General features: G+C 67.1%; 22 protein-coding genes. 11 read left to right on the plus strand and 11 right to left on the minus strand.

Annotated features, from left to right (window positions below):
- Positions 1–88: 88 nt before the first annotated feature.
- The gene (locus ACIBK2_RS23775) at positions 89–541 is read right to left on the minus strand and encodes a YbaB/EbfC family nucleoid-associated protein (RefSeq protein ID WP_396969864.1); all 453 of its coding nucleotides are present in this window, start codon (positions 539–541) and stop codon (positions 89–91) included.
- A gap of 155 nt (positions 542–696) precedes the next feature.
- On the opposite strand from ACIBK2_RS23775, the gene ACIBK2_RS23780 reads away from it, so the two are divergent.
- Positions 697–2,265 carry a hypothetical protein gene (locus ACIBK2_RS23780; RefSeq protein ID WP_396969866.1) on the plus strand — a complete coding sequence of 523 codons (1,569 nt, stop codon included), beginning with the start codon at positions 697–699 and terminating at the stop codon, positions 2,263–2,265.
- A gap of 51 nt (positions 2,266–2,316) precedes the next feature.
- Here the strand turns inward: ACIBK2_RS23780 and ACIBK2_RS23785 are convergent, their stop codons facing one another.
- The 3 genes from ACIBK2_RS23785 to ACIBK2_RS23795 all read right to left on the minus strand — a co-directional run bounded on the left by ACIBK2_RS23785 (position 2,317) and on the right by ACIBK2_RS23795 (position 4,931).
- Positions 2,317–3,027: an SDR family NAD(P)-dependent oxidoreductase gene (locus ACIBK2_RS23785; RefSeq protein ID WP_396969868.1), complete on the minus strand. Its 711-nt coding sequence runs from the start codon at positions 3,025–3,027 to the stop codon at positions 2,317–2,319.
- A 107-nt stretch (positions 3,028–3,134) separates the two neighbouring features.
- Complete coding sequence (locus tag ACIBK2_RS23790; RefSeq protein ID WP_396969870.1) at positions 3,135–3,275, minus strand: hypothetical protein; 141 nt, start codon at positions 3,273–3,275, stop codon at positions 3,135–3,137.
- Between the two features lie 147 nt (positions 3,276–3,422).
- Positions 3,423–4,931, minus strand: a complete 1,509-nt coding sequence (locus ACIBK2_RS23795; protein WP_396969872.1) for an FAD-dependent oxidoreductase — start codon at positions 4,929–4,931, stop codon at positions 3,423–3,425.
- Between the two features lie 83 nt (positions 4,932–5,014).
- Between ACIBK2_RS23795 and ACIBK2_RS23800 the strand changes: the two genes are divergently transcribed.
- Entirely contained in the window at positions 5,015–5,635 is a 621-nt protein-coding gene (locus ACIBK2_RS23800) for a TetR/AcrR family transcriptional regulator (protein WP_396969874.1), read from the plus strand.
- Positions 5,636–5,750: 115 nt separating this feature from the next.
- On the opposite strand, the gene ACIBK2_RS23805 is transcribed toward ACIBK2_RS23800, so the two are convergent.
- The 5 genes from ACIBK2_RS23805 to ACIBK2_RS23825 all read right to left on the minus strand — a co-directional run bounded on the left by ACIBK2_RS23805 (position 5,751) and on the right by ACIBK2_RS23825 (position 12,412).
- Positions 5,751–6,467, minus strand: a complete 717-nt coding sequence (locus ACIBK2_RS23805; protein ID WP_396969876.1) for an SDR family NAD(P)-dependent oxidoreductase — start codon at positions 6,465–6,467, stop codon at positions 5,751–5,753.
- A 131-nt stretch (positions 6,468–6,598) separates the two neighbouring features.
- The gene (locus ACIBK2_RS23810; protein ID WP_396969878.1) at positions 6,599–7,456 is read right to left on the minus strand and encodes an LLM class flavin-dependent oxidoreductase; all 858 of its coding nucleotides are present in this window, start codon (positions 7,454–7,456) and stop codon (positions 6,599–6,601) included.
- Between the two features lie 59 nt (positions 7,457–7,515).
- Positions 7,516–8,556: an NAD(P)-dependent alcohol dehydrogenase gene (locus ACIBK2_RS23815; protein WP_396969880.1), complete on the minus strand. Its 1,041-nt coding sequence runs from the start codon at positions 8,554–8,556 to the stop codon at positions 7,516–7,518.
- 33 nt (positions 8,557–8,589) lie between these two features.
- The gene (locus tag ACIBK2_RS23820; protein ID WP_396969882.1) at positions 8,590–10,206 is read right to left on the minus strand and encodes a flavin-containing monooxygenase; all 1,617 of its coding nucleotides are present in this window, start codon (positions 10,204–10,206) and stop codon (positions 8,590–8,592) included.
- A 367-nt stretch (positions 10,207–10,573) separates the two neighbouring features.
- Positions 10,574–12,412, minus strand: coding sequence for a BTAD domain-containing putative transcriptional regulator (locus ACIBK2_RS23825; protein ID WP_396969884.1), 1,839 nt, complete (start codon positions 12,410–12,412; stop codon positions 10,574–10,576).
- 430 nt (positions 12,413–12,842) lie between these two features.
- Between ACIBK2_RS23825 and ACIBK2_RS23830 the strand changes: the two genes are divergently transcribed.
- From ACIBK2_RS23830 to ACIBK2_RS23850, 5 genes are read left to right on the plus strand one after another with little or no spacing between them, the layout of a single operon-like run.
- Positions 12,843–13,415: a DUF6790 family protein gene (locus ACIBK2_RS23830; RefSeq protein ID WP_396969885.1), complete on the plus strand. Its 573-nt coding sequence runs from the start codon at positions 12,843–12,845 to the stop codon at positions 13,413–13,415.
- Positions 13,412–14,626: an FAD-dependent monooxygenase gene (locus tag ACIBK2_RS23835; RefSeq protein WP_396969887.1), complete on the plus strand. Its 1,215-nt coding sequence runs from the start codon at positions 13,412–13,414 to the stop codon at positions 14,624–14,626. Before ACIBK2_RS23830 ends, ACIBK2_RS23835 begins: the two co-directional genes overlap by 4 nt.
- Positions 14,626–16,398 carry a sulfatase gene (locus ACIBK2_RS23840; protein ID WP_396969889.1) on the plus strand — a complete coding sequence of 591 codons (1,773 nt, stop codon included), beginning with the start codon at positions 14,626–14,628 and terminating at the stop codon, positions 16,396–16,398. The genes ACIBK2_RS23835 and ACIBK2_RS23840 overlap by 1 nt, the downstream gene beginning before the upstream one ends.
- A 31-nt stretch (positions 16,399–16,429) precedes the next feature.
- Positions 16,430–17,764, plus strand: coding sequence for an MFS transporter (locus ACIBK2_RS23845; protein ID WP_396969891.1), 1,335 nt, complete (start codon positions 16,430–16,432; stop codon positions 17,762–17,764).
- Positions 17,761–18,654: a formylglycine-generating enzyme family protein gene (locus ACIBK2_RS23850; RefSeq protein ID WP_396969893.1), complete on the plus strand. Its 894-nt coding sequence runs from the start codon at positions 17,761–17,763 to the stop codon at positions 18,652–18,654. The genes ACIBK2_RS23845 and ACIBK2_RS23850 overlap by 4 nt, the downstream gene beginning before the upstream one ends.
- Here ACIBK2_RS23850 and ACIBK2_RS23855 read toward each other — a convergent pair.
- Complete coding sequence (locus ACIBK2_RS23855; protein ID WP_396969894.1) at positions 18,651–19,262, minus strand: TetR/AcrR family transcriptional regulator; 612 nt, start codon at positions 19,260–19,262, stop codon at positions 18,651–18,653. The genes ACIBK2_RS23850 and ACIBK2_RS23855 overlap by 4 nt on opposite strands.
- A gap of 98 nt (positions 19,263–19,360) precedes the next feature.
- On the opposite strand from ACIBK2_RS23855, the gene ACIBK2_RS23860 reads away from it, so the two are divergent.
- Together ACIBK2_RS23860 and ACIBK2_RS23865 are read left to right on the plus strand one after the other, a co-directional pair.
- The gene (locus tag ACIBK2_RS23860) at positions 19,361–20,017 is read left to right on the plus strand and encodes a peroxiredoxin-like family protein (RefSeq protein ID WP_396969896.1); all 657 of its coding nucleotides are present in this window, start codon (positions 19,361–19,363) and stop codon (positions 20,015–20,017) included.
- Between the two features lie 111 nt (positions 20,018–20,128).
- Positions 20,129–20,551, plus strand: coding sequence for a MarR family winged helix-turn-helix transcriptional regulator (locus tag ACIBK2_RS23865; protein ID WP_396969898.1), 423 nt, complete (start codon positions 20,129–20,131; stop codon positions 20,549–20,551).
- 2 nt (positions 20,552–20,553) lie between these two features.
- On the opposite strand, the gene ACIBK2_RS23870 is transcribed toward ACIBK2_RS23865, so the two are convergent.
- Complete coding sequence (locus tag ACIBK2_RS23870; protein WP_396969900.1) at positions 20,554–21,819, minus strand: amidohydrolase family protein; 1,266 nt, start codon at positions 21,817–21,819, stop codon at positions 20,554–20,556.
- Between the two features lie 166 nt (positions 21,820–21,985).
- Between ACIBK2_RS23870 and ACIBK2_RS23875 the strand changes: the two genes are divergently transcribed.
- Positions 21,986–22,345: a winged helix-turn-helix transcriptional regulator gene (locus ACIBK2_RS23875; RefSeq protein WP_396969901.1), complete on the plus strand. Its 360-nt coding sequence runs from the start codon at positions 21,986–21,988 to the stop codon at positions 22,343–22,345.
- A 52-nt stretch (positions 22,346–22,397) separates the two neighbouring features.
- On the plus strand, positions 22,398–22,733 hold the full coding sequence (locus ACIBK2_RS23880; protein WP_396969902.1) for a hypothetical protein: 336 nt from the start codon (positions 22,398–22,400) through the stop codon (positions 22,731–22,733).
- Positions 22,734–23,411: the final 678 nt, after the last annotated feature.

Consider the following 23,411-nt stretch of genomic DNA (forward strand, 5'->3'; position numbering starts at 1 on the left):
GACTGCCGCAAACCAGCCTCCCGACGCGATTTACTGCCAATAAAGTCACTTGATTGAGAGTCAAGCAGATGGCGAGTGCGACGTCAATTCACTCGCCATCGAGGTCCGTTCGAAACCGCGCGGCCTGCGAGTCGAGCGAGGCTCGTTGCAGCTCAGGCACTTTCGTGCGCAGGTCGGGCATCCCCTCGACCATCGAGGACAAACTCGGCAGCCGGGAGCGCACTTCACGCACCGGAGCAAGCAGTTCCTCGGCCTGCTCTGCGACCTTGGCGGCGGCGTCCTGTGCGGCCTCGAGCACCGCCGCCGCGATCTCGTCGTAATCGAGCTCGTCGACGTCGTCGGCGAAGATGACGTCGATCGGCACGCCATCGGCATTGCAGGCGACCGTGACCCGCCCGTCCCGCGCATCCGCGGAAGCCACGAGCTCACTGCGCTTGCGTTGCATATCCGAGATCGATTGAATGTGCGTGCCGACCATGTCCATGATGTTCGCGATCTCGAACTCGGGCCGAAGACTCTCGGTTCTGCGGCTGTCCACCATGGCGAAATCTCCTGTCTGTCAACAATGGAACTCCCGTTGCAACGGCAAGTATCACAGCGATTGACGTCCACCGCAGTGCTCTGGTTGACTTTGAGTCAAATGAATTTGTTCACAGTCAATGTACGGGCTGGAAGCCATCTGGAGGACTGGTTCTGATGAGCGAGACGCACGACGCCACTCCCGATGTCGGCTTCACTTTGAGCACGCCCGCTGCGCCGAACAGCACCCCGGTGCCGACCGAGACGAACGCGGCCCCGGGCGACACCGAGACCGAGACCGAGACAACCGTCGACGAGTCGGCGACCGGACCGCAGGTGCCGGAGTCGCCGACGACCGAACAGCAGGCAACCGAACTCGCCCACAGCATCGCCCGCGAACTCGGCGCCACCGGCCCCGAGGGCTGGCGGCATCTGGAAGCGGTCTTCGCGCTCACCGTCGCCGGCGGCGTGGCCCACATCCTGTACTACGACGACGACGATCAGATCTCCCAGGCCGAACCGCCGGTCGAGGTCAGCGAACTCGTCCAGTTGCACCGCGAGATCTCCGCGCAGCTCGGCGACGGTCCGTGGTGGCGGCTGCTCCTCGACCTGGAGAGCACCGGGGAGGTCGAGGTCGACTACGACTACGGCGACGAGCCGTTCCCCGACGATCACCTCTTGCCGCCGGAGGCCTATCGCGCCGACCTGGAAGCCTTTCCGCGCCAACAGGTCCCGGTGTGGCTGGCCGCATACGTATTTCACGACGAGCGGCAGTGGCGTTCGCCCCGCGACGCCGCCGAGCAGGCCCGCGACGACCGCGATGCCGGCATCACCTCGACGATGTCACATGCGGACTTCCCCCCGCTGCCGGAGCTGTGGGCGCGTTGGGCCACGATCGCGGCGGCCTTCGTCGCCATCGGATCCGGGCTGGGGCCGCGAATCCGGCCCGCGCTCGGCATCTTCGAAGGCGCGGCGCGCAGCGGCTGCACGCTGTTCATCCTGCCCGGCGGCCGCGCGGTGCTCTCGGGCGGCTTGTGGAACGATCCCGAACTCGACGCCGCCTACAACGACGGCGGCGAACTACCGGATCTCTACGCCGGAGCCCCCGACTGGGTAGCCAATCAAGTGCTCAATCCCCGTGCGGCCCAAGGACTGCTGTCGTTCTGCTACTGGTGGGAACGCGGCAGCTGGCATCGCGGCGAATCACCGACCGCCGACCGGTTCGCTGCGGCCGTGCCCGGTGTGTGGTCGGAACAGACCGTCATCGACATCGCGTGCACCGTGGCCGGCGGCGAGCCGACCGAACGGCGGCGGCAAGCCGCCGCCGACCTGGTCGCCGCCGCGGAAACCGGTGTGGTCACCCGGGATACGTTTACCGCGGTATTCGACAATCCCGCCGATGATATCGACGCCGCCATGTATCAGCTATCGCTGGCCGGTCTCACGGCCACCGCCCCCGAGCCGCTGCCGCAGGATCAGGCAATCACCCTGGTAAGTGAGTACATTCGCGGCCTCGGCGTCGACACCACCGGCTACCCCCTCGACCAACTCGTCGCCGAACGCCTCGACGTGGGCTGGATGGTCTTCGTCCCCACCGAACCCGGCGAGATCGCCATCGGCCGCGCCATCTTCTACATCGCCGACGACGGAGTGATCGAGCAATCCTCCTCGTCCACAGCACCATCGCTGTATGCCGAAGGATTCGGACAACGTTTCCGGGAGCGCGGTTCGGTGCCGATCTCGTGATCGCCGGTCAGTGGTCGTCGGCCGCCCTGACTCCCGCTCCGGCGACTCGGCTTACCCGGGCGCCAACGGGCGCCCATGAATATCCACCGCAGCCGCTCCCGCACCCAGGGGCAATATCGACCCGCAGACCGAGGCGGCCTGCGGTGATACCAGAAACCGCACGGCCTCCGCGGTCGCAACGGGTTCACCGCCACCGGGTAGCTGCACGGAATTGATCCGCACTCCCCTGGGGCCGTACTCCGCGGTCCACAGTCCGTTCAACGACATCAACGCCGCCATCGCGGCCCGCACCGCATTCGCATCCCTCGCCCCGGTCGCGCCGTCGAACACATTGACGATCGCGCCACGGCCGCGCTCCGCCATCGCTGGCGCGAACGCACCCGTCAGCAGGAACGGCATCTTCACATACAGATCGAGCGCCATGTCCAACCCGTCCGCGGCCGAGTCGAAATCCGCCGCACCGGCGTTGGTGACCAGCACCTCCGCCGGTGCACCGGCCAGCAATCGGCGTATTTCGGTGACCAGGCGATGCACCGCGGCGGAATCAGCGAGATCGGCGACCACCTCCACCGCGCGGCCTCCGGCCCACTCGATCAACTGACGAGTCTCCCGCACATCTGCGCCGTCACGCCCACAGACCACCACCGAATACCCGTCCTCGGCCAACCGCACTGCGATCTCTCGCCCGGCTCCCCCGGCCGAACCGGCGACCACCGCCCACGGACCGCGCCGCCGACCGCCGCCCACTATGTCTCGATTCATCTGACGCCCACTTCTTCGCGCTGCTGCGGGATAGTTTCGTGGCCGCGGTTCTCCAACGCGGCATAGCGAGATACGGACTGGACGTCCCACAGTCTTCGCGCGCGCAGTCAGTAACTGGTCAGCAGCGACTGAGTGCGGCGGTGGACGATTCGGCCGTCCTCATCGCGCGCGGCGGCGATACGACCGGCGAAGATCAACTCTGCTCGCTCGGAAGTCGTTGTGCGGCCGGCGCCGAACCGAGTGGACATGCGCTCGCGCCGCTGACTGAGCTTCGTGGCCTCGCGTCGGTATGCCGGACCGACGACTGCGTACTCCGCCGATGAGAGCTGTTCATTCGCACCCGCCGGCGTCGAGGCCCGGACGAGCAGGTTCGCAGCGGGCTGCCGACGGCGGAATCAGTGGAACGCGGCGAGATACTTCGTGACGGCGCCGAGGTCACCGGCATCGGAGATCAGCCCGATATAGCCGTCGGGGCGGATCAGGACGAGCGTTGTGTCGGTGGGCTGGTAGGCGGTCGCGAGATGGCCTGCGGTGTCGGCGATCTCGTCGTCGCTGCCCGGCTCTTCGACGAGGTGGAGTATCCGCGGCGGAGGTCCGGAAAATGTCGTGGCCGACCGTGGGCCGAAATTGAGGAGGGTGAACCGCCGCCGACCGATCAGATCGAAAAGGCGATGGATTCCGTCGGTCGCGGCCAAGTCGGTCGCGTCGGGTGCGCGGTCGCCGGCGCGCAGGCTCGCCTGCTCGTCGCGGTCGTCGCTCGCCAGGGTGGATCCGCGGTATCCCACGTCGAGTTCGATCGTGCTCGCGTCCCGCTTGATCGGGATTGCCTTGGTCCGAACGGTTTCGGCCAGGCGGGCGTTCGAGAGCGCGAGGACGTGCGCGGCCACGGGGCGACGCTCGGCCTCGTACGAATCGAGCAAGGTGCGCGGGGCGCCGTCGTTCACCACGGCGGCGAATTTCCAGGCGAGATTGTGTGCGTCCTGGATCCCGGTGTTCATGCCCTGCCCTCCGGCAGGCGAGTGGATATGCGCCGCATCGCCGGCGAGGAACGCGTTCCCGACGCGGTAGTGGTCGACCAGCCGGATGTTGGCGCGCCACACCGAGCTCCACTCGGGGTCATGCAGGCGGATGTCGGTGCGACCCGTTCGTTGCTCGAGGGTCGCCTGAAGGTCGGCGAGGTGCAGCCGGGGCTCCGCGCCCGGGGCGAGGCTGGCGACGTACTGGAACAGATCCGTCGAGGGTAGCGGGCACAGGCTCAGGAAGCCGGTCGCGTGAATCCAGCTCTGCCACGAATCACGATTCAGGCCGGAGACCGGAAGATCCGCCAGCACAACGCGGACGTCCTCGCGCGTCTCGCCGACGAAGGCGACCCCGGCCTGTTTGCGGACGACGCTGTGTCCGCCGTCGGAGCCGACGATCCAGCGCGCGGCGACGGTCGTTGCCGTGTCACCGGTGACGACCTCGGCGGTGATACCGTCGCCGGCCTGCGTGTAGCCGACCATCGTGGTGTCGAATTCGACTGCACCCCCGAGCTTTTCGAGACAAAGGCGCAGCGCCTCCTCGACTCGCCACTGCGGGGTGATCAGGCTCGCCGCGTACGGGATGTCCGGCCGGTTCGCCAGCGATTCCGGGATCGCACCACCGTGGGTCACCCGGCCGTGGGGATCGATGGAGTCCATCGGCATGGCCATCCGGCCGTTGGCGATCACCCGCTCGGCGATGCCGAGGTCTTCGAAGATCTCGAGGGTGCGCGGTTGCACGCCCTTGCCGCGCGAACCCGGATGCGGACCGGGCTCCGCGTCGATCAGCCGGAACGCGACGCCGCTGCGTGCGAGTTCGACGGCCAGCGTCAGCCCGGTCGGTCCGGCGCCGACGATCAACACCGTAGTGCTCGATTGCTCCATCTAATCTCTCCATAAGAAAGTAAAACGTTTCTTGCAGCGTAGCTCTCGTTGCCAAGAAAGACAAACCTTTCTAAAATAGAGCGGTGGCCACATCCGAGACGAATCCCGTGCCGTCGGTGAACCGGCGGCACGGAGCGGCGCTCGAGGCGGCGATCCTCGACGCCGGGTGGGATGAGCTGGCCGAGATCGGCTATGCGCGCCTGACCATGGGATCGGTCGCCAGGCGCGCCCAGACCAGCGAGCCCGTCCTCTACCGGCGCTGGGCGAACAAGGATGAACTCGCGCTTGCCATTTTCGACCGCTACCGAGACACCCATCCGGTCGCCGTGCCCGACACCGGCGATCTCCGCGCCGACCTGATCCGCTACCTCACGGCGCTCAGCGACTCCCTCGCCGGATTCTTCGCTATCGCCGCCGGCGCCGCCTTCTCCGGGCTGCTCGCCAACACCGGCCAATCGCCCGCGCAGATCCGCGAACAAGCCCTGGGTGAACAAGCACCGCCACAGGCGCGAACCATCTACCGCCAGGCCGCGGCGCGGGGCGAACTCGACCTCGACAACATTGCGCCCGCGATACTGGCCCTGCCCTTCGACCTCGTACGCCACGACCTGCTCATGGACCTCGAACCCCTCGGCAACGAACGCATCCACTCGATCATCGATCAGATTTTCCTACCACTCATCCGAGTCCACCGCACTAACTGACGCCTCGGCACCGGTCACTTCCCGGTCCCTTGTAGCGCATGTGCCACAACACCCGATTCCGCAGCAGCGCATCCGATCCGAGGATCTCGGCAACCCGGCCTCGGGGCAGGGCCTTTCACACCGGTGCCGACGAATACTTGTGGCTTTCCACCATGCCTGTCTGCTCGCCCATGGTCAGTACGGCGCCTTGAACGGACGCGGCTCGCGGCGAAACAAGAAATCGTATGGCCTCCGCCACCGCGCCGGGTTCATTGCCACAGTGCGGGTCCACGGCATTGACCCGAACCCCCTTCGGCCCGTACTCCGCTGTCCATAGCCTGGTCAATGCGTTCAACGCCGCCGTCGCGGCGCGCATCGCCGTCCGGTCCCCCGGTCTCATCACGGTGTCGAGGCCGCCCACATCGACGATCGCGCCGCGGCCACGAGCGGCCATGGCAGGCGCGAAGGCCTCCGTCAACAGGAAAGGCGTCTTCACGTTCAGCTCGAACGCCATGTCGAGCTCGTCCGCGGACGATCCGTAATCTGCCTCACCGGCATTGTTGACCAGCACCTCTACCGGCGCCCCCGCCAGCACCCGGGTTATTTCGTCGATCAGACGATGCACCGCGGCGCAATCACCGAGATCGGCGGCCACCTCCACCGCACGGCCCCCGGCCCATTCGATCAATTGACGAGTCTCCCGCACACCGGCACCGTCACGACCACAGACCACCACCGAATACCCGTCCTCGGCCAATCGCAACGCGATCTCCCTGCCCACTCCCCCCGCAGAGCCGGCGACCACCGCCCACGAACTCCGACTTCGACCGCTGCCCACTGCATCTCGAGTCATCTGATGTCCACTCCTTGCCTTCTGCGGTGAGATCGGTTCGTTGCGACAGTCGTGTCCGGCGAGGAACGCGGGGTGAAGTTGTTCGACGGTGGCCAGTCGTTGCGCCTAGCGGGAGTCGGCATCGTTCCAGCTCACAGGACCACCTCGGCAAGGCGTTCGATGTCGTCGAGGTCATCGGTGCCGGTATTGAAGATGATGTCGGTGGCTCCGATAGCAGCGAACGACGACAGCGCCTGCTCGAGCTTGGCCGGCGAGTCGCATACCGTGCCGGTGACCAGGGCGGCTGTTTCCGCGCCCTTGGCGATGTAGTAGTCGTAGATGTTCCGCTTGCCCGCGTCACCGTCGCCGAGGGCGAAGTACACGAGCGCGACCAATCGCGGTGTGCCGTCGCGGCCGGCCCGCTGCCAGGCGTCGCGGGCCGCGTCGAAGCTCGGGCGCACCGACGACACCGGTAGCGAAAAGCCGATGTATCCCTGGCCCCAGCGTGCCATTCGGTTCAGCGCGGCCGGCGCGGAGCCGCCGAACAACAGGGGCACCTGACGGGTGCCCGCCGGCACCGCCGGATTCGGGCCGCCGCCGACCGGTTCGCCGTGCCAGACCGAGCGGAACGTCTCGAGGTCCCGATCGAGCCGTGCGCCTCGACCGCGAGGTCCGTACCCGTCGGCGACGAAATCGTCCTCGCGCGCGCCGCCGACACCCAGTCCGGCGGTCAGTCGGCCGCCGGACACACCATCGATGCCGGCGAGTTCCTTGGCCAGCAAGGTCGAAGGCCAAGTGGGAGCGACCAATACGTTACTGATCAGCTCGGCCCGGCTGGTCACGGCGGCGGCCGCGCTGAGCGCGACGGTGTCGGCGACTCCCGGGTAGGCGTTGCGGCCGACCGTGCCCAGGCTGCGGAAGCCCGCCTGCTCGGCCCGTTGCGCCCAAGCCGGAATAACCTGCGGGCGCACGTCGCGAACTTGGTTCGGCAGTCCGATACCGATTCTCATGATGTCACTCACCTTGGATAGCGTTGTGGTTGAACGGTTTTCGGTGTTGCGGCGACCGGTCAACAGTTGGGCAAGACCACCGCGCGCCCGGTGACCTTTCCGGCGCGCAGCCGTTCGTACGCGAGCGGGGCCCCGTCGAGGGTGTAGGTTTCGGTGCGAACGGACAGCGCGCCCGCTCGAGCGAGGGCGATCACCTCGATGAGGTCGCCACGGGTACCCCAGTACGGGGCGTAAGCACTCATGCCGGGTGGGACCAGCATGAAGCCCATCGGCATCGCGCCGCCGCCGAGTCCGACATTGAGCACCCGTGCCTGCGCGGCGGCGGATGCGACGGCGATGCGGCCGGTCGCTGCCACCCCGACGAAGTCGAACACGGCTTCGGCGCCGAGGCCACCGGTGAGCGCGCGGATCGCCGCGGGCGCGGACTCGTCCGACACCAGCGCCTCGTGCGCGCCGACCGCCCCGGCGAGGGCCAGCTTGTCGTCGTTTACGTCGAGTGCGACGACCCGCGCCGGGGTGAGCGCGCGCAACAGCTGGATCGCCACATGGCCCAGGCCGCCGACGCCGATCACGACCGCGGTCGAGCCCGGTACCAGCGCGGGCAATGCCCACTTGACGGCGTGGTACGGGGTCAGGCCGGCGTCGGTCAGCGACACGGCGGCCACCGGGTCGAGCCCGTCGAAGGGCACCAGGTGGCGCACGTCGTCGACGAGCAGGAACTGCGCGAGGGCTCCCGGAGCGCCCAGCCCCGGAGAACGGATGCCCAGCCGTCCGGCGTGCGGGCAGTAGTTCTCCCGGCCCGCCGCGCACGCGGCGCAGAGACCGCAGCCCCACGGCCCGTAGACGGCGACGCTGTCGCCGATCGTCACCCCGGTCGTGCCCGCGCCGAGCGCCGCCACCGTGCCGACGCCCTCGTGGCCGAGGGTCATCGGAAGCGGGAACTCCAACCGCTCCGCGGGCAGGTGCATCAGGGTGAGGTCGGAGTGGCACAGGCCGGCCGCGGTGACCTGCACCACGACCTGGCCGGGACCCGGCTCAGGATCGGGGATCTCGACGACTTCGGGCGCCGCGCCGACGCTGCGGTACTGCACTGCTTTCATGAGAATCTCCCCTTCGTCTTGCGGAGCCGCCGGTCACCCAGCAGTGAGGACGAACCCTTCGTAACCCGCAGCGGCAACGGCGTCGCACCGCTTGCGGTACGTGCCGAGCCCCCCGGCGTAGGGCATGAACACGCGCGGTTTGCCCGGCACGTTGGCACCCAGGTACCAGGTACTGGCCTGGGAGTAGAGCAGTGCCTCGCTCACGTCGTCGACGTGGTGCACCCAGTCCTGCTCGGCCCGCTCGGTCGCCTCGACCGCGACCACGCCCCGCTCGCGGGCATAGCCGATGCAGTCGGCGATCCACTCGACGTGCTGCTCGATCGACATCACCATGTTGGTCAGGACCGACGGGCTGCCGGGCCCGGCGACCAAGAACAGGTTGGGGAAACCGGCGCTCTGCAGGCCCAGGTAGGTGATCGGCCCAGCCGACCACTTGTCGCGCAGGGTGCGTCCGCTCCGGCCGCGGATGTCGATGGCGGCCAGGCTGCCGGTCATCGCGTCGAACCCGGTGGCGAAGACGATCGCGTCGACCTCGTGCTCGGTGCCGCCGCCGACCACGCCGCGCTCGCTGAGCCGCTCGATCGGATGCTCGCTCACGTCGACCAGGCGGACGTTGTCGCGGTTGTAGGTCGCGTAGTAGCCGGTGTCCAGGCAGGGACGTTTGGCCCCGAATGGATAGCCGCGCGGGCACAGTCGCTCGGCGGTCTCCGGGTCGTCGACGATCTCGCGGATCTTGCCACGGACGAAGTCGGCGACCTGGTCGTTGACGGTCCGGTCGGTCATCACGTCGCGGTAGCTGGTGGTCAGGCCGGACAGGGTGCCTGCCGCCCAGATCTCGTCGAACACCCGCTGCCGCTCGTCAGCGGTCGAGTCCAGCGCGCTGGCGCTGCTTTCGGCGATCCTGGACATGCCGACGATCCCACGGCGGGCCCGCTCGCGCAGCTCGGGGTAGCGCGCCTTGAGCTCCTTCTGCTCACCGGGCTCGAGGTCGCGGTTCCTGGCGGGAATCGAGAAGGCGGCGGTGCGCTGGAAGACGGTGAGCCGGGTGGCCTGCTCGGCGATGATCGGAATGGACTGGATGCCGGAGGAGCCCGTGCCGATCACGGCGACCCGCTTGCCGGTGAAGTCCACACCACCGACCGGCCAATGCGCGGTGTGGAACCGCTCACCGGCGAAGTCGTCGATGCCCTCGATGGCGGGCAGCTGGGCGGACGACAGACAGCCGGTGGCCATGACACACCAACTGGCCCGGTACTCCTCGCCCCGCTCGGTGCGCACCGTCCACAACATCGCCGCTTCGTCGTAGTGCGCGCTGGTGACGCGGGTGTTCAGGCGGATGTCGCGGCGCAGGCCGAAGCGGTCAGCGACGTGGTCGAGGTAGCGCAGGAGCTCGGGCTGCGCCGGGTAGCGTTCAGTCCACTCCCACTCCTGCTGTAGGTCCTCGCTGAAAGAGTAGGAGTAGTCGAAGCCCTCGACGTCGACACGTGCGCCGGGGTAGCGGTTCCAGTACCAGGTGCCGCCGACTCCGTCACCGGCTTCCAAGACCACTGCGTTCAGGCCGGATTCGCGCAGCTTGTACAGCATGTACAGGCCGGAGAATCCGGCACCGACGATGACGGCGTCGACCTGGGCCTGCACCGAACTCCTCATCTTGGCCGGCGCCGCGTCGTCGGCCGCGGCTCGAAGGCCATCCGGAATACCTTTTTGCCGCCGAGCTCGACCTCGCCCGCGGTACCGATCGTGGTCGGTGCGTCACTCATGATCGAATTCTCGAGCACCGCGCCACCAGCGCGCTGCCTGCGATCGGCCACAGATGTTCAACATCAGGCCACCACCTGCTCCGTCGCAGGCCGCCGACCCCGCGCCGCGCCGAACAAGATGTGGCGAATTCCACAGGACTGAATCCGGCCCGGTATCGGTGCGCGCCAGAACCCTTCGAGATCGGCAAGGTCGACGGTCGGGGGCTTGCTCGCCGGTCGGGTCACCGGAAGTGCTGGGGTCTGCGATGTTTCGGTGATTACAGGGCACGCCTTTCTGTCACGAGGAGAGTGGTGCCCAGCGCCGCGGTGCCGTCTCGTTCGCCGGTGAACAGCGGTCCGGCCGACGGGGCGGTGTAGAACTCGCGCAGTCGGCGCAGGGCCTGCGGCAATTCACGGCGCTGTGCGGGATCGGCCACCTTGCGGGCGAACAGCCGCATCAGGTCGTGCTGCCGATAGTGGCCGAGCTTCGGTGTCTGCAACATGCCGTGATCGACGAGGGCCTCGCAGAACTGCTCGGCGTCGGCCTGCTCCCGGTCGAGTAGCGCCGCAACGGCCGCGACCGACAACTCGAGTGCTTCGGCGAACGCGAGGAGGACGAAGGCGCGCGCGAGCTCGGGCACGAGCAGGCGATAGCTCCCCCGGAACACCGATTCCACGCTGGTGTTGCCGAGGGTGAGTTCAGTCAGTCGCTGGTGCTCGTCGGCCAGGCGCTCGGCGACCGTGGTGAGTCGCCAGTCGGGCCGGGTCGCGAGTCGTGCCCCGACGATGTGCAAGGCGACGGGCACGTTTCCGCACGCGCGCAGGATCTCGCGGGCCGCGCCGGGTTCATCCGATAACCGTCGGGTGGTCACCAGCCGCTGCAGCAGCGTCCAGGCTTCGTCGGTGGTGAGGACGCCGAGCGGGACCAGTCGCGCACCGAACAGTTCCGCCAAGCTCGACCGGCTGGTGACCAGCACCGCCGCCGCGCCGGTGCCCGGTAGCAGCGGGGTGAGCTGGTCGACGTCGCGCGCGTTGTCCAGGATCAGCAGTATGCGCTTATCCGTTACGGTGTTGCGCCACAAGGCTGTTCGCCCGGCCACATCCGACGGCAGCTCGCCGGGCCCGACACCGATCTTTCGCAACGCGACCGCCAGCAACATATCGGCTGATGGCGGGCGCTCGTCCAGACCACCGAGATCGAGATACAACGACCCGTCCGGATAGTGGGTGCGCACGTGATGGGCGAGATGCATGGCGAGTGCGGTTTTTCCGATGCCGCCCATGCCGGTGATCGCGATCACCGGCCGACGTCCGGCGCCGAGCACCTCGGCGAGCTCGTGCACCAGATTCGCGCGTCCGACGAAATCGACAAGGTCGGGAGGCAGTTTCGTCGCGGCGAATCGCGGCGGCTCGGCCGAAAGCAGCTGCTGATGCAGCCTGACTATCTCCGGGCCGGGACTGAGGCCGAATTCGTCGGCGAGCACGCGGTGTGCGTTGCGATACACGTCGAGCGCTTCGACCCGCCGCCCGCCGCGGGAGAGCGCGACCATGAGCAGTTCGTGCCAACGCTCGCGGTGTGGTTCGGCCGCGACGAGCACCTGTGCTTCCATGATTGCCGCCGAATACCGGCCGCGATCCAGCGCAACGCAGATCGTCGCTTCACCTAGCTCCGAACGCAGCCTGGCCAGGCGATTCCGCTCCTGGTCTGCCCACGGTCCGGGTAGACCGACCAACGGGTCGCCCCGCCACAGGCTCCGTGCTGTCCCCAGTTTGTTTGCCGCGCGATCCGCCGCTCCCGAACGAGAGTCAGCTTCGGCGGTGGCGATGAGTGCCTCGACCGCCGCCGCATCGAACTTCACCGGCAGGCACAGTCGATACCCACCCTGAGTCGAATCGAGCCACTCGAATCCGGCACCCGCACCGCCGTACGCGTCGAACTCTCTACGCAGGGCGGATATGTTGTTGCGCAGCACACTGATTGCCGATGCCGGCGGGTTGTCGGACCATATCCGCTCGGTCAGCTGCGCCGCCGTCAGTGTGCGCCCGTGTTCAGCCGCGAGGATCGCCAGCAGGGTCAGCAGCTGCGGCGCGGCGATATCCAGGCGATGGTTGTCCAACCACGCCGCTACCGGCCCCAGTACCGATAACCGAAGTTCCGTACGCCCCGGCCGAGGACTACCCGTGTTCCGCCATGCTGACAACTGGTCCCTCACATTCGAACATCGAAGCTGTCCGGTGGACTCTGCGATGCCGACGCGTCCGCGTCGACTCCGTCCATGTTGACTAAGATTAAATTGATTTGACTACAAGTCAATCAGAACGTCGCGGGTGACGTCAATCGGGATCACCGAGATCGACTGCCGGATCCACTCCAGCCGCAACGCCGGATCCACTCCAGCACTACCCGTCGAACCAGCGACCGCTACCTGCGACAACGACACGGCCGGATGCCGCTGATGGAGAACGCCTTTCGAGCAGGGCCGTCGTCTACAGCTCGGACCAGCCACAGTATTGACTAGTTAATATTAACCATGCAACACTGAGGGCATGAACAGCATTTCCTACCTCGCCCAGACCTCAGTCCCCCTGATCTGGCCGCTGATCGCGGTCGTCGGCGCAACCATTGCCACCCGGCACAGTCCCTCTCGCGCTGCCGCGTTGGAGACGTGGCAGCGGTGGTGGGCCGTGGTCGCACTCGGGCTCGGCAGCCTGTGGATGACGATTTCGTTCTTGACGGTGCCGGAGGTGATGGCGACCGCGATCGGGTTCAACTCGACCCCGTTCCAGTTCGAGATCGCCTTCGCCAACCTCGGACTCGCGGTCATGGGCTTCCGTGCCGTCTCGGCGACAGCCCGTGAACGCATCACCATCGGCCTGGGTGCGGGAATGTTCCTGTGGGGCGCGCTGATCGGGCACGTCTACCAGTGGTTCGCCCACGGCGACCACGCTCCCGGCAACACCGGTGGCGTCCTGGTCTACGACCTGCTCTTCCCCGCCGTGATGATCATCCTCGCCTACCGCGCACAACGACTGTCCACCACCGAACAGCCCGGAACCCCAACCCGGTTGCCCAGCAACGTGAGTGACTCATCGCACGAGGCCTGGAGCAGGCAGGCATGAACACGGCAATCGTGGTCGGCGGCGGAATCGGCGGATTGAGCGCGGCGCTCGGCCTGGAGCGCGCGGGCTGGCGGGTGACGGTGCTGGAACGAGCCGCGGAGTTCCGCCCGGTCGGCGCGGGGCTGATGCTGGCACCCAACGCGGTGCGAGCGCTCAACTGGCTGGGACTGGCCGAGGAGCTCCGGTCGCTGGATACCGCGCAGGGCGCCACGGGAATTCGGACCGCATCAGGAAGGTGGCTGCTGCGCGGCGATGTCACCGAGATCGTCCGCCGATTCGGTGTCTCCGGCTACATGCTGCACCGAGCCGACGCACACACCATGCTGATCGGGGCGCTGCGGCAGACCAACCTGTGCACCGGCCATCAGGTCACCGAGGTCGATCCTGACCTGGGCACCGTGACATTCCTGCGCCCGAACGGCGAAACCGCAACGCTCAGTGCGGAACTCATCGTCGCCGCAGACGGCATCTACAGTCCGACACGGGCACAACTGTTTCCGGACCATCCCGGACCGGTCTACGCCGGGTATCTCACCTGGCGCGGCGTCGTACCAGCCGAGGCCGCCGCCGACATCGAAGTGGGACGCTCGTTGATCGAGAGCTGGGGCCGGGGTCAGCGGTTCGGCATCATGCCACTCACCGATGGACGGGTCTACTGGTACGCCACACTTTCGGCTCCGCCGAACTCCCACACCCACGCGAACATCGAAACGGTCGCGCGACTCTTCCGCGACTGGCACGACCCGATCCCCCGCCTGATCGCCGCCACTCCGCTGAAATCGCTACTGCGACACGATATTTACTCCCTGGAAACACCGCTACCCACCTATGCCTCCGGCCGGGTCATCCTGCTCGGCGACGCCGCGCACGCCAGCACCCCCGACCTTGGGCAAGGCGCGGCCCAGGCACTCGAAGACGCCGCGACACTGAACGCGCTCGCCAGCACAGAGTCCACCGTGGCATCCGTGATCGCCGACTACGACCAGGCACGGCGCGGCCGGACCCAACAACTGGCGCGCGCCTCGGCGTCGGCCGGACGAGTCGCGCAATGGCGTAATCCACTGAAGGTCGCGCTCCGCGACGGCCTCGTGTGGCTGACACCGCGCTCGCGGTACCTCGATTCACTGACCGGCACCTTCTCCTGGACGCCCGAAACCTACTCAGCGGCAACGGATACCGTGGCAGCCGACCGAGCCGAGGCGGGTAACTGATGCGCACGGTCCTGGTCCTGTTCGACAGTCTCAACCGCCAATTCCTGCCGCCCTACGGCGCCGATTGGGTGCACGCCCCCAACTTCACCCGTCTCGCCGCGCACACCGTGCGGTTCGACAACTGCTACGGCGGCTCGATGCCGTGCATGCCCGCCCGGCGCGAGATGCACACCGGCCGCCACAACTTCCTGCACCGTTCCTGGGGCCCGTTGGAACCCTTCGACGACTCCGTACCGGAAATGCTTTCCGCGGCAGGGGTTTACGCGCACCTGGTCACCGATCATCCGCACTACTGGGAGGACGGCGGAGCGACGTACCACAACCGATTCCGCACCTTCGAGTTCTTCCGCGGGCAGGAGGGCGACGCGTGGAAGGGGCAGGTCGCCGATCCGCCGCAACCGCAGAGCCCGCGCCGGGTCCGAAACCAGCTGTGGCGACAGGATCTCGTGAACCGGCAGTACCTGACCGAACCGGCCGATCACCCGCAGATCCGGACAGTCCACGCCGGCCTCGAGTTCATCCGCACCAATCACGCCGAGGACGCGTGGTTCCTCCAGATCGAGTGCTTCGACCCGCACGAACCGTACTTCTCGCACCGCGAATTCCAGCGCCACTATCCCGCGCTGGACGCGACGGGCCCGTCCCCGGCGTGGCCCGACTACAAGCGAGCGACCGAAGATCCGGAAACCGTGGACCGTGCGCGAGCCGAGTACGCCGCGCTCCTGACGATGTGCGACGCGTCGCTGGGCCGCGTCCTGGACATCTTCGACGAGTTGGGCCTGTGGGACGACACGCTGCTGATCGTGTGCACCGACCACGGGTTCCTGCTCGGTGAGCACGGCTGGTGGGGCAAGAACGTCCAGCCCTGGTACGACGAGAACATCCACACGCCATTGTTTGTCTGGGATCCGGTTGCCCAAACGAAAGCTGGCACCTGCCGGGAACTGGTTCAGACCATCGACTTCGGCCCCACCCTGCTGGACTTCTTCGGTCTCCAACCGACCGCGGATATGCAAGGCAGGTCGCTACTTTCGCTGCTGCGTGACCCTGCACCGGACAGGCATCGAGCGGGGGCGTTATTCGGGATCTTCGGCGGGCACGTCAATGTCACCGACGGGCGGTACGTGTACCTGCGGGCTCCGGCCTCGCCGGGCAATGCGCCGCTTTTCGAGCACACGCTGATGCCAACGCACATGGCATCCCGTTTCACCCCAGCCGAATTGGAGAACGCGCAGCTGGTCGGCCCGCTCCCATTCACCAAGAATGTCCCGGTGCTGCGAGTACCCGGGTTCGCAGTCGGCGACCCGTTCGACTTCGGCACGGCCCTGTTCGATCTGGAAAGCGATCCCCACCAAGAGAATCCGATGATCGACGACGACCTCGAACTGCGGATGATCAACCTCCTGCTGGACCTCATGCACGCGAACGACGCGCCGGATTCCCAGTTCACCCGCCTCGGACTTCCGCTCGACGGGCCCGCCGATTCCCGGCACCTACTGGCCCGGACTCAACTGCGCGCATACCAGGAAGCCGTTGCCCCGCTACCGATTCCGGCGGACTTCCCCACCGGACGGCCAGGGGTGAACACGCCGATCATCGATCTCCTCGCCACCACTGCCACCCGCGCGATCGTCGAGGCCGCGCTCGGACCCGCGATCGCCCGCATCGCCGAGCAGACCGGGTCGGTCACCCTCCTCGACCTGGCCGATTTCACCCCGGCACTGACCAGACAAACCCTGCACCAGCTCGATCGGGCACTGGCCGAAAGCTGACCTGTCCCCGCCCCCGCAGTGAGGTATTCCGTTGACAGACACCGTCATTCCGGCGTCCCCGACAACCACCGTCGCCCCGGTGATCGTCCCCGGCCGCTGGCGCAAACTCGCCCTGGTCGTCGCTCCGCTCTGGGCCGACAACAACGAATCCAGTGTGCTCAGCACCCTCGCCCCGGTCATCGTCGCGGCGGTCGCGGCGCCTGCGGCCGCGGTCGGCTACCTGACCTCCATCGGGAAGTTCATCAGCATTGTCTTCGGCCCGCTGTGGGCGTGGGTGGCGCGCAGGACCAACCGCAAGGTCGCCTTCGCCGTGGCCTCCGGCCTCGCCGGAATCGCCACCGCCGCAACCGGTCTCGCGCAGAGCTACACCCAGCTCATCGTCCTGTACGGAGTGTCGGCCGTGTTCATCGCCGCGGCACTACCGATCGCCAGCGAAATCACCGCCGACCTGTTCGACGATGCCTCCCGCGGTCGCGCCAATGGTTACACCTGGGGCGCGATCTCCCTCCTCGGCTCGGTGCTCGGACCGCTGATCGGGCAGTTGTCCCGGGTGCCCGACGGCTGGCGCTACGGATTCTTCGCCTGGGGTGCCATCACCGTGCTCACCGCCGTGCTGCTGGCCGTGTTCTTCACCGACCCCGCCGTCGGCGCCAGTGAAGTCGCCGCGCCGCCGACCCAGCAGGCCGAGGACAGCCGGATCACCTGGACCAAGGTGCGGCAGATGCTCCGGATCCCCACCTTCGTCCTGATGCTGATCCAGCGGCTCATCTCGGGTCACCTGCTGATCATGAGCTTCGGCGTCGTATTCCTCGTACATACCTACGGTTTCAGCACCGCCGTCGCGTCGATCGTCACCCTGCCCTTCGGCATCGGCTACCTCCTCGGTACCTTCGGCGGCAGTCTGGCCACCGACTTCCTGCAGAGCAGGCTGCCCAGGATCGGACGCGTCATCGTCCTGCAGTTCGCTCAGCTCGGCTTCGGTGTCGTCGCCGTGGTGGCCACCCAGCACGACTGGGGTGGTATCGAGATCTTCGCCGGATTCTGGGCGGTCCTCGGCTTCATGCAGGGTCTCAACCCCGGGGTGAACCGGCCCATCGTGGCCGCCGTCGTACCGCCCGAAATGCGTGGCGCCGCCTTCGCGCTGCTGCTGTCGGTGTTCGAAGCTCTCGCCTACGCGCTGTTCAACCTCGCCGCCGGACTACTCACCGACGCGATCGGCCTACGTGGCGTAATGCTTTGGATCCCAGGCATTCTCATGCTCGTCAACGCCGCCTTCTGCACCATTCTCTATCGCACGTACCCCCGTGACGTCGAACGACAACGCGCCCTCCTGATCGAGCGAGCCCGACTCGCGGTGGCCGAATGAACCCCGCCCGGCACCCGATCGAACAGGCCCACCTGCCCGGCGGGACCTTCGCGATGGGTGATCCGCATCGCGACGGATTTCACGCCGACGGGGAGACACCGGTGCACACCGTGGAACTCTCGCCGTTCACGATCGACACGACCACCGTCACCAATGCCGCCTTCGCGACCTTCGTCGAACAGGCCGGGTACGAAACCGACGCGGAAAAGTTCGGGTCCTCCGCCGTGTTCCACCTCGTGCTGGCAGCCGACGAGGCAGATCTCCTCGGCCCAACCACGCGGACGCCGTGGTGGATAGGAGTGCGGGGAGCGAACTGGCGGCACCCGCAGGGACGGCATTCCAGCATCGACGACCGCGGCGATCATCCGGTCGTGCAGGTCTCCTGGCACGACGCCATCGCTTACTGCGACTGGGCAGGCCGTCGCCTCCCCACCGAAGCGGAATGGGAATTCGCCGCGCGCGGTGGCCTGCCCGGGGCCCGCTACCCGTGGGGTGACGAAGCGCCGGATGCCGACGGCCGGTGGCGGGCGAACATCTGGCAGGGCACCTTCCCAATCACCATCCAGGACAACGAATTCCGCACCACCGCACCGGTGCGCACCTACCGGCCCAACGGGTACGGACTCTGGCAGACAGCCGGAAACGTCTGGGAGTGGTGCGCCGACCACTTCTCCCCCAACACCTACACCCACGACGCCCGAGCAGGCCACGTACGCGATCCACAAGGCCCGGCAACCGGACATTCGCGAGTCCTGCGCGGCGGCTCGTACCTCTGCCACGACAGCTACTGCACCAGATACCGCACCGCCGCCCGATCCTCGAACACCCCGGATTCCACCATGGGCAACGCAGGCTTCCGCACTGCCGCCAGCTCACCAGCGGCGGGTTAGCTGTGCGTGCGGTAGCTCCCGATGAGGGCGAGAGCACCATCGAGGGCTCGGCGCAATGCTCGAGGATCCCGGCGAGCCTGGGCGAGCACCAGGCCGCCCTGGAGACTGGCCAACGTGGAGGCAGCCAACCAGGCGACGTCTGTTTCCGGCCGTAGCTCGCCGGATTCGGCCATGGCCGCAAGCCCGACGCCGATACACGACTCCCACCGGTCGAAACCGGACGCCAGCACCGCACGGACGTCGTCGTCACGCTCGCCGAGCTGTCCGAGGAGATTGGCGATCGGACAGCCGCCCTTCCCTGCCCGCTCTTCCTGGAGTGCGACAAGGGCATCGGTCCAGCGCAGCAGCCCGTCCCAGGTGTCGAGTCCGGCGAAGAGGTCTTGCTGGGCGTCGAGTACCGCGTCGTTGGTGGCTTCGGCAACCGCACGCAGCAGGTCGCTCTTGTCCTCGAAGTAGTGATACAGCTGGCTGCGCGATGCGGGGGCGCGTGCGCCGACCTCGTCCAGGCTCGCCCCGAGGGCACCGTTTTCGGCCACGACATCGAGTGCGGCGGCCACGATCCGGTGGCGGGTGCGGCGGCCTCTTTCGGTAGTCGGAAGGGCTCTCATCAGAACAGTATCCCCGGACTGGACTTGACGGTCCAGTCCGAGCATGGTTCGCTACCACTGGACTACGTAGTCCAGTTTCTTCGATCCATGGAGGTCCGATGTCCCTCAGCATTCGCGAGCAGTCCGACCAACTGAAAGCGGCTGCGGCCGAGCACCTTCCCGCCGATGTGCTCGCCGTGTTCGACCGCAGCATCGAAGGGTTCCTGGACCAGGGAATCCCCTCCGGCGCGATCCGAGCCGGACAGCGCCTGGAGTCCTTCACGCTCGACGACGCCACCGGCACGCCGATCAGCCTGGACCAACTCGTTTCGGCCGGGACGGTCGTGCTGGTCTTCTATCGCGGCGGCTGGTGCCCGTACTGCAACCTCGCACTCCGCACCTACCAGCAGGAGCTGTTACCCCAATTAGGTGCATTCGGCGCCCGATTGGCGGCCGTCAGCCCGCAGTCCCCGGACGAGTCCCTCTCCACTACCGAAAAGGCCGGACTCGGGTTCACGGTACTGTCCGACCCCGACAGTCGCGTGGCCGAACGGATCGGGGTCGCCTTCCAGCAGACCGACGAGGTTCTCGCCGCCCAACGCCAGCTCGGCCTCGATTTGACCGAGGTCAACGGAGAGGGGTCGACCCGCCTTCCGCGACCCACCGTCCTCATCGTCGACCAGAACCGAATTGTGCGCTTCATCGACGTACAACCCGACTACACCGCCCGCACCGAGGTCGCCGACATCATCGCCGCGCTCACCGATATGCGGTGAAGAATTCCACGGGCCGGGCGTGACGGCTTTGCACCGCGCATCGGTTGCGGTCGATACCGTTAACATTGTGCGGTTAATATTAACCATGCAAGACTCTGATACGCTCACACCATGGACGATGGGCTAGGCGATTTGTTGCATCGCGTGGTGTTCCTGCTCAGCGAGGCCACGCGCACGCGCGTGGCAGGCTCGGGCGGGTTGACTTACCGCCAGATGCGGCTGCTCGGCACGCTGGAAGAAAGCGAACCGATGACACAACACCAACTGGCGCAAGCGCTTTCGGTATCCGACCCGGCAATCAGCCGAGCCCTGCGCCCACTGGAAACAGCCGGACTCATCCAGGTCGCCCCCGACCCCGACCACGGACGACGGCGACTGGTCTCCACCACCCAAGCCGGCCGCAACGCCTTCCACGCCAACGGCAAACCCCTCTACGACGAACTACACACAGCCCTGCTCGCAGCAGGCTTCCCCTACGAACGCTACGTACACGACACCGTCATGCTGGCCGAACTCCTCACACCATCCCGATAACCTCACCTCTCCGTCGCCAGACCGGTGCGTCGCGGATGTGGCCGGCGGTTGTCGACGACGATCTCGCCATTGAGGATCGTCATGCCGAGTTCGCGCAGGTTGCTGATGTCCCGGGTGGGATCGGCGGTCAGCACGATCAGGTCGGCGCGTTTGCCGGGCGCCAGTGTGCCGAGATCGGGGCGCACGCAGTGCCGCGCCGCGCCGCTGGTGCCTGCGACAAGAGACTGGACGGGCGTCATCCCCGCTGCGACCATCAGCTCGGCCTCTTCCAGCGTGTTCGCCCCGAAAAGGCCACGCCCCCAGAAGCTGTCGCTGCCCAGGGCGATGTGCACACCGGCCGCGGCGACCTGCGCGAGGTTGCCTCGGGCGTCAGGATGGATCGCGTCGTGAATCCAGAGCGTCGGTGTGTAGGTGACGTCGCGCTCGAGCATCAGATCGATGAGCGAGTGATCGGTGATGGGTTCCACCGTGACACCATGCTCGAGCCCGTCCGCGCCCGCCTCGATCGCTTCGCGGGCCGCGACCTGCTGGGTCGTGTGCACGGTCACCCGGAGACCTCGCTCGTGCCCGGTTTCGATGCCCGCCCGAAGGAAGTCGGCCGGGAGCCGCACAAGCTCGACCGCATTCGGAAAAGCGGCATTGTGCCAGACGTACTTTGGTGAGCCCGAGCACGCGCACGCGCCTTCGGAGAGGAGTTTGATCGCGTCCACCTTCTGGTCGGCAAGCTGATGCACCAGATCACGCATCTGCGCCACGCTGCCGACCTCGCCGGTGAATCGTGCACGGGCCCAAGGGTTCCCACCGAAGACAGTGGCCGCGGGATGCCCGTCGCGCCCGGTGATGCCGCAGCCGGTCGTCAGGAGCCGCGGGCCTCGTAGCGTGCCCGCTGCGATCCTCGCTCGCGTCCGCAGTATCTCCCCCGTCGGATCGCCCACCGACTTGATGGTGGTGATCCCGTGCCGAAGGAACAACTCGAGCCGTCCGGGCAGCTCGTTCTCCTCGAACATGTGCATCGATTCCGGATCGGACACCGCAACGACGTCGTAGAAATGCAGGTGCGTGTCGATCAGTCCCGGCATCACCCAGCCCTCGTCGGCGTCGACCTCCTTTCTGCCCCTGAGCGGTTCGGCTGAGACCGCGGCGATCTGCCCACCCTTGATGGCGACATCGTGTAGCCCGGCGCGCGCCTTGTGGCCGTCGAAGACGTGCGCGCGACGGATGACGAGGTCGTAAGTTTCGGGATCGCGAGCTTCGGTCCTCGTGCTCATCTCGGGTTCATAGACCATCGCGCTTACTCCTGATCGGGCGGTATCTGATGCGAACCGGGGGCCGCGCATCTGAACCGCGACAGCGCCACGGCTGGTGCCATTCTGTAATCAGGTTACTTAATACAACCTGGAATGCAAATGTTCCCCCACTCGTATCATGGAAGCCGTGACCGAGACCCAGCTACCGCTGACCTCCTGCTCCTACACCGAAGAGGTCTTCGCCCTGCTCGGCAAGCGCTGGACCGGCCTACTCATCGACCTACTCCTGCAGCGCCCAGCCCGATTCAACGAATTACACGCCGCGCTCCCCACCCTGTCCAAGCGCGTCATGAGCGAGCGCCTCACCGAACTCCAAACCGCCGCCCTGGTCGAGCGCGAAGTAGACCCCGGCCCCCCGATCACCGCGACCTACCGCCTCACCGAACGCGGCCAGAGACTCGGCCCGGCAATGGACGCGCTGCGAGTATGGGCCGGAGCCCCCGTCGACAACGATGGTCGGCCGATCCCCCCGAAGCCGAGCCGCTAGCTGTACGTAGGCGTGCAGAGTGCCGCCCCTTTCCCGGTAAACAAGGAAGCCCTTGCCCGGCGCGAGCGCGAATAACGACCCGGCGCCGACCGCCTCGGCCATCGCCGCGCCGGAGCGCTTCGACGGGGTCGAGCTGGAACTGGCGAGCGACTACCTGTCGATGACAGAGATCGCCGAGGTCCTCTCGAACGCTCTGGATACGCAGTTGTCCGCCCCGGACATGACCGAGGAACAGGCCATCGCCGCTGGAATGCCGGCGATGGGCGCCTCACACGAGTGGCTCAACGTGGCCGGCCAGCCGGGCCGCCCGCAGTACGCCAGGGACCTCGACATCCCACTCACCAGCTTCGGAGAGTGGGCCCAGCAGCACATGCGGGCCGATATCTGAGCGTCCGCCACTACCGACCACGCACGCGCCGTCGGTATCGACGTAGTTGGTGTCGATCTCGGCGTCGGTGCAGTGGCGAACATGCCCTTGCCCGCCATCAGCGTCCGCAGGTGCCAGTGGTGCTCGTCGCGGGCGGGCAGGATCGCGGTGGCGACCAGCATGCTGCGCAGACGTTCGATCGGTTTGCTGGGGGCCAGTTCATCGAGGGCAGTGTGGGTGAGCGGGCGGTGCCCGCGGGCCAGCTCGGTCAGGGTTGCTTGGACGGCGGGGCGTTTGAGCCAGTTCAGCGCTGTCATCGGCCGGTTGGTGTCAGCCAGCGTTTGATGAAGGGGCTGCAGTTCGGGTCTGGTCTGTCCGTCGGTGTCGGTGAACAGGGCCTGCAGTTGCCGATGGAGTCGGCAGCGGCTGCAGGCGCCGGCGACGATCCGGCCGGTGGTGGCGCAGCCTGGGCAGCTCTTCCAGATTCTTGGGTCCGGGACCGCGCACTCGGCGCAGAGAGGCTGTTCGCGTGTGCCTGCTCGAACCGGTGCCGAGCGTCCGCAGCGAGAGCATGGTGCCCATGCCCTCGCGCATGCGCCGCATCTGGGTTGCCCGGTGGTCTTGGACACCATGCAGGGCGCGGTGCGTCCACACATGCTGCAGACCGCGGTCGTCCTGGGTATGCAGGTTGCGCAGACC

The sequence above is a fragment of the Nocardia sp. NPDC050175 genome (genome assembly GCF_044459885.1).
Classification (GTDB): Bacteria; Actinomycetota; Actinomycetes; order Mycobacteriales; family Mycobacteriaceae; genus Nocardia.